The organism is Pseudomonas sp. AFG_SD02_1510_Pfu_092, assembly GCF_003331055.1.
Taxonomy (GTDB): domain Bacteria; phylum Pseudomonadota; class Gammaproteobacteria; order Pseudomonadales; family Pseudomonadaceae; genus Aquipseudomonas.
In genome coordinates this window covers 1-13,038 of the sequence record NZ_PUQD01000052.1, presented here as the reverse complement: position 1 = coordinate 13,038, position 13,038 = coordinate 1, and the positions used below count along the sequence as shown (strand labels likewise).

Here is a 13,038-nt window from a genome sequence, read left to right as displayed (position 1 = left end):
CTGCAACGCAGCCCCTATTTCACCCGCGATAGCACAAGGCCTCTGCGCTATACTTCGGCGATTTCCCCGCTCGTTGTGAATTCCTGAGGGCTGAACGTGAAGAACTGGACCTTGCGCCAACGGATCCTGGCAAGTTTCGCCGTGATCATCGCCATCATGCTGCTGATGATCGTGGCCGCCTACTCGCGGTTGGTGACCATCGCCTCCGCCGAGCAGGCAGTGGGGACCGACAGCATTCCCGGCCTCTACTACAGCTCGATGATCCGCAGCGCCTGGGTCGACAGCTACGTCACCAGCCAGCAGCTGGTGGGCCTGTCCAACCACCGCGAAATCACCTCGGCCGACATGGAACTGTTCAAGAGTTTCGAGGACCGCCTGAAGCACCACATGGCGAGTTACCAGAACACCATACAGACCAAGGACGACCAGACCCGCTTCGACAGCTTCGGGCAACTCGCGGACAGTTACCTGAAGATCGTCAACCAGGTGCTGGACGCCTATCGCCGGCATGACTACGACGAAGCCCAGCGGCTGATCAACGAGGTGCTCACCCCGGCCTGGGTGGATGGGCGCAAGCATCTGAACGAAGTCATCGAAGACAATCGGGTATCGGCCGACGAGGCCACCAACGAAATCGTCGGCGCCGTGAGCACCGCCAAGGGCAGCATGGTGGTTTCGCTGTTGCTGGCGATCGTCGCCGCGGGCGTATGCGGCCTGCTGCTGATGCGCGCCATCAGTGCGCCCATGCAGCGCATCGTGCATGCCCTCGACAAACTGCGCTCCGGCGACCTCAGCATGCGCCTGAGCCTGGACCGCAAGGACGAATTCGGCGCCATCGAGAGTGGCTTCAACGAAATGGCCGAAGCCCTGGCCAACCTGGTGGCCCAGGCCCAGCGCTCGTCGGTGCAGGTGACCACCTCGGTGACCGAGATCGCCGCCACTTCCAAGCAGCAGCAGGCCACCGCCACCGAAACCGCCGCCACCACCACGGAAATCGGCGCCACCTCGCGCGAAATCGCCGCCACCTCGCGTGACCTGGTGCGCACCATGACCGAAGTCACCTCGGCCGCCGACCAGGCCTCCAGCCTGGCTGGCTCCGGCCAGCAGGGCCTGGCGCGAATGGAAGAAACCATGCACCAGGTGATGGGCGCCGCCGACCTGGTCAACGCCAAGCTGGCCATCCTCAACGAGAAGGCCAGCAACATCACCCAGATGGTGGTGACCATCGTCAAGGTCGCCGACCAGACCAACCTGTTGTCGCTGAATGCCGCCATCGAGGCGGAGAAGGCCGGCGAATACGGCCGCGGCTTTGCCGTGGTAGCTACCGAAGTGCGCCGCCTGGCCGACCAGACTGCCGTGGCCACCTACGACATCGAGCAGATGGTGCGCGAGATCCAGTCCGCGGTGTCGGCCGGGGTCATGGGCATGGACAAGTTCTCCGAAGAAGTGCGCCGTGGCATGTTCGAGGTGCAGCAGGTGGGCGAGCAACTGAGCCAGATCATCCACCAGGTGCAGGCCCTGGCGCCGCGGGTGCTGATGGTCAATGAAGGCATGCAGGCCCAGGCCACCGGTGCCGAACAGATCAACCAGGCGCTGGCGCAGCTCAGCGATGCCAGCACCCAGACGGTCGAGTCGTTGCGCCAGGCCAGTTTCGCCATCGACGAGCTGAGCCAGGTGGCCGCCGGCCTGCGTGGCGGCGTGTCGCGTTTCAAAGTCTGACCGCGATGAACGACTTGCAACCGCGTGCTGCGCGAGCGGGCAACGCCCAGGGGGCGTTGTACCTGCAGTTTCGCATCAAGGAGCAGCGCTTTGCCCTGAGCGTGCACGAGGTGATCGAGGTGCTGCCGCGCCAGCCGCTCAAGCCGATCGCCCAGGCGCCGGACTGGGTCGCCGGCATCCTTGCCCATCGAGGCCTGCTGGTGCCGGTGATCGATGTGGCAGCGTTGAGCTTCGGCCAACCGGCAGCGCAACGCACCAGTACCCGGCTGGTGCTGGTGCATTACCGCGACGGCCTGCAGCTTGGCCTGATCCTGGAACAGGCCACCGAAACCCTGCGTTGCCGGGCCGAAGAGTTCCAGCCCTATGGCGTGGAGCGCGGCGAAGCCCCGTACCTGGGGCCGGTGCGTCAGGATGAACAGGGCCTGCTGCAGCGCATCGAGGTCAACGACTTGCTCCCCGAGGCCGTGCACCACCTGCTGTACGCCGAGGGTTCGACAGGGAGGCCGGCATGAGCGAACAGCGTTTCTTCCGCTTTTTGCGCGAGCGCATTGGCCTGGATGTGGAATCGGTGGGCGCGCCCATGGTCGAGCGTGCGCTGCGCCAGCGTTGCATGGCGGCGAACGCCGCAGACCTGGACGACTACTGGCTGCACCTGCAGCAATCGCTGGATGAGCAACAGGCGCTGATCGAGGCGGTCATCGTCCCGGAAACCTGGTTTTTCCGTTACCCCGAATCCTTCACTGCTTTGGCGAGCCTGGCGCACAAACGCCTGGCCGAACTGGCCGGCGCGCGCCCGCTGCGCTTGCTCAGCCTGCCCTGTTCGACCGGCGAGGAACCCTATTCGCTGGCCATGGCCTTGCTCGATGCCGGCGTCGCGCCGGGGGCGTTCCTGATCGACGGCATGGACATCAGCCCCAGCTCGGTGGCCAAGGCCGTGCAGGCGGTATACGGTCGCAACGCTTTCCGCGGCAGCGACCTGAGCTTCCGCGAGCGCTACTTCGATGCCGTCGAAGACGGCCACCAGCTTCATCAGCGGGTGCGCGAGCAGGTCAACCTGCAGGTGGGCAACGTGCTCGACCCGGCGCTGGCCAGCCGCGACGGCCTGTACGATTTCGTGTTCTGCCGCAACCTGCTGATCTACTTCGATGTACCGACCCAGCAACGGGTGTTCGAAGTGCTCAAGCGCCTGCTGCATCCACAGGGCGTGCTGTTCATCGGCCCCGCCGAAGGCAGCTTGCTGGCACGCCTGGGCATGCGCCCGCTGGGGGTTGCCCAGTCGTTCGCCTACGTGCGCCAGGAGGCCGCCGTAGCTGCGCCGGCGCCGGCCCCGGCGCCGCCCGTGCGGCGCAGCTTGCCACCCTTGGCTACGCCAGCCTATCCAGCCGCGAGCGCGCCGTTGCCACGGCCGCTACGCGTGCTGCCGACGCCGGCCAGGCCCGCACCGGCCCACGCACAGAAACGCGAGGAGGCCAGCGAACTGCTGGCCAGCATTGCCCGGCTGGCCAATGCCGGTGCCAGCGAGCAGGCCCGCGCCGAATGCCAGCGCTACCTGGGCCAGTTCGCCCCAGCGGCGCAGGTTTACTACTGGCTGGGGCTGCTCAGCGACACCGAAGGGGATGCGCAGCAGGCACTGACCCACTACCGCAAAGCCCTGTACCTGGAACCGCAGCACCCCGAGGCGCTGGTGCACCTGGCGGCACTGCTGGCGGCCCAGGGCGACCTGGCCGGCGCCCGGCGCCTGCAGGAGCGCGCCGCGCGGGTTGGCCGGGAGTCTGAACGATGAAGGAATCCGCGATGCAACTGCTTGCCGGGGATGACGCGCACATCGACGACTGCTGGAACCGCATCGGCGTGCACGGCAACAAGCAGTGCCCGCTGCTGGAACGGCACATTCACTGCCGCAACTGCGAGGTCCATGCCGCCGCTGCCACCCGCCTGCTCGACCGCTACGCGCTGATGCAGGACCACCCGCTGGCCGCAGCGGCGCCGGTCGAGGACAACAGCGGCCGCTCCATGCTGCTGTTCCGCCTTGGCGAAGAGTGGCTGGCGCTGGCCACTGCCTGCCTGGCCGAAATTGCCCCGTTGCAGGCGCTGCATTCGCTGCCGCACCAGCGCTCGCGGGTGTTGCAGGGCGTGGCCAACGTGCGCGGTGCGCTGGTGCCGTGCCTGTCGCTGGCCGAGTTGCTGGGGGTACAGGCCGGCGCTGGCGAGCCACGCAGCGGCCGTTCGATGCCGCGCATGCTGATATTGGCCAGCGAAGGCGGGCCGGTGGTCATGGCGGTCGAGGAAATCGACGGCATTCACCGGCTCGACCCGCTGCTGTTGGGCAGCGGCCAGGATGCCAGCCAGTTCACCGCTGCGGTCCTGCAATGGCGCGGCCGCAGCGTGCGGGTGCTGGATGATCAACAGTTACTGACTGCCGTGCAGCGGAGCCTGTCATGACCCCAGAGCAAATGCGCGACGCATCGTTGCTCGAGCTGTTCAGCCTGGAGGCCGAGGCGCAGACCCAGGTGCTCAGCGCCGGCCTGATGGCGCTGGAGCGTAACCCTACGCAGGCCGACCAGCTCGAGGCCTGCATGCGCGCCGCCCATTCGCTGAAGGGGGCGGCGCGGATCGTCGGGGTGGACGCTGGTGTCAGCGTCGCCCATGTCATGGAAGACTGCCTGGTGGCCGCCCAGGAAGGGCGCTTGCGGCTGAGCGCCGAGCATATCGATGCGCTGCTGCAAGGTACCGACCTGCTGATGCGCATCGCCACGCCGGGCGATGCCGGGGCGCAGGCGACCCTGCCGGTGTTCCTCGCGCAAATGGCCAGCCTGCTCGACCCTGGGGCAGCGGCCGTGCCTGCCAGGCCAGCCGGCATGCCGACGCCGCCGCTGCCGACGCCGGCCGTGCAACCTGAGCCGCTAGCGCAGCCTGCGGCCACCCTCGAGGCAGAAAACGAGGCCGAGCCGACGCCGCGTCGCAAGGCGGGCAAGCGTGTCGGTGAAGGTACGGAGCGGGTGCTGCGGGTGACCGCCGACCGCCTCAACAGCCTGCTCGACCTGTCCAGCAAGTCGCTGGTGGAAACCCAGCGGCTCAAGCCTTACCTGGCCACGCTGCAACGCCTCAAGCGCATGCACGGGCAAGGCATGCAGGCGCTCGACGGCTTGCGCATGCAGCTGGAGGACAGCGGCCAGAGCGGCGAAGTGCTCGACGCCCTGGCGCAGACCCAGCGCCTGCTGGCGGAAACCCAGCAGATCCTGCAACAGCAGGCGGCCGACCTGGACGAGTTCGGCTGGCAGGCAAGCCAGCGCGCACAGCTGTTGTACGACACCGCGCTGGCCTGCCGGATGCGGCCGTTTGCCGATGTATTGAACGGCCAAAGCCGCATGGTGCGCGACCTTGGCCGCTCGCTGGGCAAACCGGTGCGCTTGCTGGTGGAAGGGGAAAAGACCCAGGTCGACCGCGATGTGCTGGAAAAACTCGAAGCGCCGCTGACGCACCTGTTGCGTAACGCGGTCGACCATGGCATCGAGCAGCCCGAGCGGCGCCTGCTGGCGGGCAAGGCGGAGGAGGGCGTGATCCGCCTGCGCGCCTCGCACCAGGCCGGCATGCTCAGCCTGGAACTGATCGACGACGGCGCCGGTATCGACCTCGAGCGCCTGCGCAGCAGCATCGTCGAGCGCGCCCTGTCGCCCGCCGACACGGTGGCGCGGATGAGCGAGGCGGAACTGCTGACGTTCCTGTTCCTGCCCGGTTTCAGCCTGCGCGACAAGGTGACCGAAGTGTCCGGGCGCGGCGTCGGCCTGGATGCGGTGCAGCACATGATCCGTGAGCTGCGCGGCTCGATCGAGCTGACCCAGCTTGCCGGGCAGGGCTGTCGCTTCCACCTGCAGGTACCGCTGACCTTGTCGGTGGTGCGCAGCCTGGTGGTCGAGGTGGGCGGCGAGGCCTATGCCTTCCCGCTCGCCCATATCGAACGCACGCTGGAGGTGAGCGCCGAGCAGATCGTGCAGATCGAAGGGCGCCAGCACTTCTGGCACGAAGGCCGGCACATCGGCCTGGTGGCGGCCAGCCAGCTGCTCAACCGTCCGGCCGGGCAAACCCAGGAAAGCAGCCTGCGGGTGGTGGTGATCCGCGAACGCGAGCAACTCTACGGCGTGGCCGTGGAGCGGCTGGTGGGCGAGCGGGTGCTGGTGGTGATGCCGCTCGACCCACGCCTGGGCAAGGTCCAGGACATTTCTTCCGGTGCCTTGCTCGACGACGGCTCGGTGGTGCTGATCGTCGATGTCGAGGACCTGCTGCGCTCGCTGGACAAACTGCTCAGCACCGGCAGCCTGGAGCGTATCGCCCGCGGCAGCGGCGGCGCCCGTGGCGTGGCGCGCAAGCGCATCCTGGTGGTCGACGACTCGCTGACCGTGCGTGAGCTGCAGCGCAAGCTGCTCGGCAACCGTGGCTACGATGTGGCCGTGGCGGTGGATGGCATGGATGGCTGGAACGCCCTGCGTGCCGAGGACTTCGACCTGCTGATCACCGACATCGACATGCCACGCATGGACGGCATCGAGCTGGTCACCCTGGTACGCCGCGACCAGCGCCTGCAATCGCTGCCGGTGATGGTGGTGTCCTACAAGGACCGCGAGGAAGACCGACGGCGTGGCCTGGATGCCGGCGCCGACTACTATTTGGCAAAGGCCAGTTTCCATGACGATGCGTTGCTGGATGCTGTGATTGAGCTGATCGGAGGTGCTCAAGGATGAAGATCGCCATCGTCAACGACATGCCCATGGCCGTCGAGGCGCTGCGCCGGGCAGTCGCTTTCGAGCCCGCGCACCAGGTGATATGGGTGGCCGGCAACGGTGCCGAGGCGGTGCAGCGGTGCGCGGAAGAGGTACCAGACCTGATCCTCATGGACCTGATCATGCCGGTGATGGATGGCGTCGAGGCCACCCGCAGGATCATGGCCGAAACCCCCTGCGCCATCGTCATCGTGACGGTCGACCGCAAGCAGAACATGCACCGTGTGTTCGAGGCCATGGGCCATGGCGCCCTCGATGTGGTCGACACGCCGGCCCTGGGCGCGGGCGATCCGCGCGAAGCGGTTGCGCCATTGCTGCGCAAGATTCTCAACATCAGCTGGCTGATCGGCCAGCAGCGTGCCCCGGCGGCGCGCCCGGTCGCTGCGCCCGTGCGGGTCGCGTCGCAGCATCGCGGGCTGGTGGCGATCGGCTCGTCCGCAGGCGGCCCGGCCGCCCTCGAAGTGCTGCTCAAGGGCCTGCCGGCGGCGTTTCCGGCGGCCATCGTGCTGGTCCAGCATGTTGACCAGGTGTTTGCCGCAGGCATGGCCGAATGGCTCAGCAGCGCGGCCGGCCTGCCGGTGCGCCTGGCCCGTGAAGGCGAACCGCCGCAGCCCGGCCAGGTCCTGCTGGCCGGCACCAACCACCATATTCGCCTGCTACAGAACGGCCAACTGGCCTACACTGCCGAACCGGTCAACGAAATATACCGGCCCTCGATCGATGTGTTCTTCGAGAGCGTGGCGCGTTATTGGACCGGCGATGCGGTGGGGGTGTTGCTGACCGGCATGGGCCGCGACGGCGCCCAGGGCCTGAAGCTGATGCGCCAGCAGGGTTTCCTGACCATCGCTCAGGACCAGGCCAGCAGCGCGGTGTACGGCATGCCCAAGGCTGCTGCGGCGATCGATGCCGCAGTGGAAGTCCGCCCGCTGGAACGCATAGCCGGGCGTTTGATGGAATTTTTCGGAAAATGACGAAGCGTATTGAATCACGCCGCCAGGCCGGTAGTGATCGGGTGAACAGGTATGAATGATTTACCGATCGAAGGTTTCACGACCCCCAACGAGAACTCGGCAATGGTGTTGCTGGTCGATGACCAGGCCATGATTGGCGAGGCGGTGCGGCGTGGCCTGGCCAGTGAAGAGGACATCGACTTCCATTTCTGTGCCGACCCGCACCAGGCGGTGGCCCAGGCCGTGCGCATCAAGCCCACGGTCATTCTTCAGGACCTGATCATGCCGGGCCTCGACGGGCTGACCCTGGTGCGTGAATACCGCAACAACCCGGCGACCCAGGACATCCCGATCATCGTCCTGTCGACCAAGGAAGACCCGTTGGTCAAGAGCGCGGCCTTTGCCGCGGGGGCCAACGATTACCTGGTCAAGCTGCCGGACAACATCGAACTGGTGGCGCGCATTCGCTACCATTCGCGCTCTTACCTGACCTTGCTGCAGCGCGACGAGGCCTACCGCGCCTTGCGCGTCAGCCAGCAGCAGTTGCTCGATTCCAACCTGATGCTGCAGCGGCTGATGAATTCCGATGGCCTGACCGGGTTGTCCAACCGCCGCCACTTCGACGAGTACCTGGAGCTGGAATGGCGCCGGGCCATGCGTGAGCAGCAGCAGTTGTCGCTGCTGATGATCGATGTGGACTACTTCAAGGCCTATAACGACAACTTCGGCCACCTGGCCGGTGACGAGGCCTTGCGCCAGGTGGCCGAGGCGATCCGCGGCTCGTGCGCGCGGCCGACCGACCTGCCGGCGCGCTATGGCGGCGAGGAGTTCGTCCTGGTGTTGCCCAACACCTCGCCGGGCGGGGCACGCCTGGTCGCCGAGAAGCTGCGCCAGACCGTGCTCGGCCTGGGCATCCCGCACACCGCCCCGGTGGCCGACTCGTTCCTCACCGTGAGCATCGGCCTGGCCACCCAGACCCCGGCCATCGGCAGCCACTGGCGGCAACTGATCTCGGCCGCGGACAAGGGCCTGTACCAGGCCAAGAACAGTGGGCGCAACCGGGTTGGCATCGCCTGAAACGCTGAAGCGCTGAAGCTGGCGGGGCCCCTGATTTTCAGCTCAGCAGCAGATATCGCCGGGGCCGCTGCGCGGCCCAATCGCGACGCAAGGCCGCTCCCACAGGGACCGTGCAATTTCCAAGTGCTCGATATACATGCTACCGCCCGGCGGGTCTGCCGCCTTGCGGCGGACTCGGTTATACTCGCGGGCTTTTCACCGAATTCGTGCGAGTAGCCAGACCATGGAAATCCAACCGATCCTGAACACCATCAAGGACCTCACCGAACGTTCCCAGTCCATTCGGGGGTATCTTTGACTACGATCACAAGCATGACCGCCTGATCGAAGTCAACCGCGAGCTGGAAGACCCCAACGTCTGGAACAAGCCCGAGTACGCTCAGGCCCTTGGCCGCGAGCGTGCCATGCTGGCGCAGGTGGTCGAGACCCTGGACAAGCTGTCCGGCGGCCTGGCGGATTGCCAGGACCTGCTCGACATGGCTGTCGAGGAAAATGACGAAAGCGCCGTCGGCGACGTCGTGACCGAACTGGAAGGCCTGGAAGAAAAACTGGCCCAGCTCGAGTTCCGTCGCATGTTCAGCGGCGAGATGGACATGAACAACGCCTACCTGGACATCCAGGCCGGCTCCGGTGGTACCGAGGCGCAGGACTGGGCCAACATCCTGCTGCGCATGTACCTGCGCTGGGCCGACAAGCGTGGTTTCGACGCCACCATCATCGAACTTTCCGAAGGTGAAGTCGCCGGCATCAAGGGCGCCACCGTGCACATCAAGGGCGAGTACGCCTTCGGCTGGCTGCGCACCGAGATCGGCGTGCACCGCCTGGTGCGCAAGAGCCCGTTCGACTCCGGTGCCCGTCGCCACACCTCGTTCTCGGCGGTGTTCGTGTCGCCGGAGATCGACGACAAGGTCGAGATCGAGATCAACCCGGCCGACCTGCGCATCGACACCTACCGTTCCTCCGGTGCCGGTGGCCAGCACGTCAACACCACCGACTCGGCGGTGCGTATCACCCACGTGCCGACCAACACCGTGGTGGCTTGCCAGAACGAACGCTCCCAGCACGCCAACAAGGACACCGCCATGAAAATGCTGCGGGCCAAGTTGTACGAGCTGGAAATGCAGAAGCGCAATGCCGCCTCGCAGGCGCTGGAAGACAGCAAGTCGGACATCGGCTGGGGCCACCAGATCCGCTCCTACGTGCTGGATGACTCGCGCATCAAGGACCTGCGTACCGGCGTCGAGCGCAGCGACTGCCAGAAGGTCCTGGACGGCGACCTCGACCAGTACCTGGAAGCGAGCCTGAAGCAGGGGCTGTAAGCCGCACCCAACCGCCGCGGCAACTGGCCCTGGGGCCGTTGCCGCGTGCCCTGCCCGAAAGGGGCAACGAACACCTGATGGAAAGAATGACGAAATGAGCGACCTCAAGACCGAAGCGCAAGACCTGCAACAGGAAGAAAACGCCCTGATCGCCCTGCGCAAGGAAAAGCTTGCCGCCGAGCGCGCCAAGGGCAATGCCTTCCCCAATGACTTCCGTCGCGACAGCTACTGCAACGACCTGCAGAAGCAGTACGCGGACAAGACCAAGGAAGAACTGGAAGCAGCAGCGATTCCGGTCAAGGTCGCCGGTCGCATCATGCTCAACCGCGGTTCGTTCATGGTCATCCAGGACATGACCGGGCGCATCCAGGTCTACGTCAACCGCAAGACCCTGCCGGAAGAAACCCTGGCAGCGGTCAAGACCTGGGACCTGGGCGACATCATCAGCGCCGAAGGCACCCTGGCCCGTTCCGGCAAGGGCGACCTGTACGTCGAGATGACCAACGTGCGCCTGCTGACCAAGTCGCTGCGCCCGCTGCCCGACAAGCACCACGGCCTGACCGACACCGAGCAGCGCTACCGCCAGCGTTACGTCGACCTGATGGTCAACGAAGAAACCCGCCACACCTTCCGTGTGCGTTCGCAGGTGATCTCGCACATTCGCAAGTTCCTCATCGAGCGTGATTTCCTCGAGGTCGAGACGCCGATGCTGCAGACCATCCCGGGTGGTGCCGCGGCCAAGCCGTTCGAAACCCACCACAACGCCCTGGACATGGCCATGTTCCTGCGTATCGCGCCGGAGCTGTACCTCAAGCGGCTTGTTGTGGGTGGCTTCGAGAAAGTGTTCGAGATCAACCGCAACTTCCGTAACGAAGGCGTCTCGACCCGGCACAACCCTGAATTCACCATGCTCGAGTTCTACCAGGCCTACGCCGACTACCGCGACAACATGGACCTCACCGAGGAACTGTTCCGCGAGCTGGCGCAGCTGGTGCTGGGCACTACCGATGTGCCGTACGGCGACAAGGTGTTCCACTTCGGCGAGCCGTTCGCCCGCCTGTCGGTATTCGACTCGATCCTCAAGTACAACCCGGAGCTGACCGCTGCCGACCTGCAGGACGTCGACCGCGCCCGCGAGATCGCCAAGAAGGCCGGCGCCAAGGTGCTCGGCCACGAAGGCCTGGGCAAGCTGCAGGTGATGATTTTCGAAGAGCTGGTCGAGCACAAGCTGGAGCAGCCGCACTTCATCACCGAGTACCCGTTCGAAGTATCGCCACTGGCGCGTCGCAACGACGACAACCCGGCGGTGACCGACCGCTTCGAGCTGTTCATCGGTGGCCGCGAGATCGCCAACGCCTACTCCGAGCTCAACGATGCCGAAGACCAGGCCGAGCGCTTCCTGGCCCAGGTGGCCGAGAAGGACGCCGGTGACGACGAAGCCATGCACTACGACGCCGATTTCGTGCGTGCCCTGGAGTACGGCATGCCGCCGACCGCCGGCGAAGGCATCGGCATCGACCGCCTGGTGATGCTGCTGACCAACTCGCCGTCGATTCGCGATGTGATCCTGTTCCCGCACATGCGTCCGCAAGCCTGAGTGGATTGAACGAGCCGCCTTTCGAGGCGGCTTTTTCTTGCCTGTACACTTGTATTGGCTGTACCGGCCTCTTCGCGGCTAAAGCCGCTCCCACAGGAACCGCACAGCGCTCAAGGCGTGTGGCGTACTCTGTGGGAGCGGCTTTAGCCGCGAAGAGGCCGGTACTGCCAACCCATGTTCATGAGGTACCCCCCGTGACACCCGCAATGCCTCACCAGGGCGCCGCCGGCATCGCCACCGCCGTCGCCGAAAGCGTGCAATACCAAGGCCGCAAGACTGCCCGCCAAGGCAGCGAGCAGCGCCGTCAGCTGATTCTCGACGCCGCCATGCGCATCGTCGTGCGCGATGGCGTGCGCGGCGTGCGCCACCGCGCGGTGGCCGCTGAAGCCGGTGTGCCGCTGTCGGCCACCACCTACTACTTCAAGGACATCGAGGACCTGCTCACCGACACCTTCGCCCAGTACGTCGAGCGCAGCGCCGCCTACATGGCCAAGCTGTGGGCCAATACCGAGGTGGTGTTACGCCAGCTGCTGGCCCAGGGCGACGGCAGCCCGCAGGCGCGGGCCCGGCTGGCCGACGAGGTGGCGCGGATGACCGCCGACTACGTGCAGCGGCAGTTGCTGAACCGCCGTGACTTCCTGATGGCCGAGCAGGCCTTCCGCCAGGAGGCGCTGCTATGCCCGCGCCTGGCCGAGCTGGTGTGCGCGCATGAGCAGATATTGCTGCATGGCACCCGGCAATTGCTGCAGGTGGTGGGCTCGCGGCAACCGGAACAGGACGCCCAGATGTTGACGGCGATTATCGAGCAGATGGAATATCAGGGCCTGCTCAAGGATGCCAATGCGCAAGCCGATGGGCAGATGCTCGCTATGCTTAGCCGATACCTGCAGCTGGTGCTGGCATCGGCCTGAGCCGAGACCGACTTTTCAAGGAGAACCTGATGAAAGCCTGGCGTGTGGTGTTGTTGACTTTGTCATTCCTGCTGCTGGGCGGTTGTCTGGTGACTTTCCATGAGCCGTTGCCGAGCAACCAGGCGGCGCCCAAGGCCCTGCTCGGCAAGTGGAGCAGCAAGGACGCCTGGGGCGAGCCGCTGAAGCTTGTGATCAGCCGCAGCGGCGGTGACGCCTACAAGGCGGTGGCCACCGCCAAGGGCAAGGCCGCTGAAGAATACGTGTTCACCGTGTCGCGCCACGGCAACCGTTGGTACCTGTCGGCTGGCGTGCCCAAGCGCCTGGGCGGCAACTTCCTGATCGGTGGTTTCGATATCGTCGATGGCAAGGAGCTGGTGCTGTACAACCTGGATGTCGAACAGGTGCAGCAGGCGGTGGACAGCAAGGAGCTGACCGGGCGCAGCACCGAAGTGCCGGAAGACAACGGCGACGGCGTGCTGATCGACAGCCCGGCGGCGCGCGTGCTGGCGTATCTGGATGATCCGGCCAACTCCGACCTGTTCGTCGAAGTGGCACGGTTCCAGCGTTCCGGCAAATGACTGTGCTGGCCTCTTAGCGGGACAAAACCCAACACCCACCCATGCACATAAAGGGGGGGCGGCGGGATAGCCGGAGCGCCCCCGCCCCGCACGACAACCGGAAGTGGCT

11 protein-coding genes are annotated in these 13,038 nt (G+C 65.8%); all 11 read left to right on the top strand.

The window, feature by feature from the left end; all coding sequences use genetic code 11:
• Positions 1 to 96: 96 nt before the first annotated feature.
• The gene (locus C6A77_RS19535) at positions 97 to 1,719 is read left to right on the top strand and encodes a methyl-accepting chemotaxis protein (protein WP_114170950.1); all 1,623 of its coding nucleotides are present in this window, start codon (positions 97 to 99) and stop codon (positions 1,717 to 1,719) included.
• Between the two features lie 5 nt (positions 1,720 to 1,724).
• Entirely contained in the window at positions 1,725 to 2,231 is a 507-nt protein-coding gene (locus C6A77_RS19530; protein ID WP_114170949.1) for a chemotaxis protein CheW, read from the top strand.
• Complete coding sequence (locus C6A77_RS19525; protein ID WP_114170948.1) at positions 2,228 to 3,502, top strand: CheR family methyltransferase; 1,275 nt, start codon at positions 2,228 to 2,230, stop codon at positions 3,500 to 3,502. The genes C6A77_RS19530 and C6A77_RS19525 overlap by 4 nt, the downstream gene beginning before the upstream one ends.
• Complete coding sequence (locus C6A77_RS19520) at positions 3,499 to 4,161, top strand: chemotaxis protein CheW (RefSeq protein ID WP_114170947.1); 663 nt, start codon at positions 3,499 to 3,501, stop codon at positions 4,159 to 4,161. The genes C6A77_RS19525 and C6A77_RS19520 overlap by 4 nt, the downstream gene beginning before the upstream one ends.
• Positions 4,158 to 6,458 carry a hybrid sensor histidine kinase/response regulator gene (locus C6A77_RS19515; RefSeq protein WP_114170946.1) on the top strand — a complete coding sequence of 767 codons (2,301 nt, stop codon included), beginning with the start codon at positions 4,158 to 4,160 and terminating at the stop codon, positions 6,456 to 6,458. Before C6A77_RS19520 ends, C6A77_RS19515 begins: the two co-directional genes overlap by 4 nt.
• The gene (wspF, locus tag C6A77_RS19510; RefSeq protein WP_114170945.1) at positions 6,455 to 7,468 is read left to right on the top strand and encodes a Wsp signal transduction system protein-glutamate methylesterase WspF; all 1,014 of its coding nucleotides are present in this window, start codon (positions 6,455 to 6,457) and stop codon (positions 7,466 to 7,468) included. The genes C6A77_RS19515 and wspF overlap by 4 nt, the downstream gene beginning before the upstream one ends.
• 51 nt (positions 7,469 to 7,519) lie before the next feature.
• Positions 7,520 to 8,524 (top strand): Wsp signal transduction system regulator diguanylate cyclase WspR, encoded by a 1,005-nt coding sequence (gene wspR, locus C6A77_RS19505; RefSeq protein ID WP_114170944.1) that lies wholly within the window; start codon positions 7,520 to 7,522, stop codon positions 8,522 to 8,524.
• A 223-nt stretch (positions 8,525 to 8,747) separates the two neighbouring features.
• A protein-coding gene (gene prfB, locus C6A77_RS19500; RefSeq protein ID WP_114170943.1) for a peptide chain release factor 2 occupies positions 8,748 to 9,843 on the top strand; the annotation gives its coding sequence in 2 pieces (ribosomal slippage) (positions 8,748 to 8,819 and positions 8,821 to 9,843; 1,095 coding nt in all).
• Between the two features lie 94 nt (positions 9,844 to 9,937).
• The gene (gene lysS / locus C6A77_RS19495) at positions 9,938 to 11,440 is read left to right on the top strand and encodes a lysine--tRNA ligase (protein WP_114170942.1); all 1,503 of its coding nucleotides are present in this window, start codon (positions 9,938 to 9,940) and stop codon (positions 11,438 to 11,440) included.
• Between the two features lie 206 nt (positions 11,441 to 11,646).
• Entirely contained in the window at positions 11,647 to 12,351 is a 705-nt protein-coding gene (locus C6A77_RS19490; protein ID WP_114170941.1) for a TetR family transcriptional regulator, read from the top strand.
• Positions 12,352 to 12,380: 29 nt separating this feature from the next.
• The gene (locus C6A77_RS19485; RefSeq protein WP_114170940.1) at positions 12,381 to 12,929 is read left to right on the top strand and encodes a hypothetical protein; all 549 of its coding nucleotides are present in this window, start codon (positions 12,381 to 12,383) and stop codon (positions 12,927 to 12,929) included.
• The last annotated feature ends 109 nt before the right edge of the window (positions 12,930 to 13,038 follow it).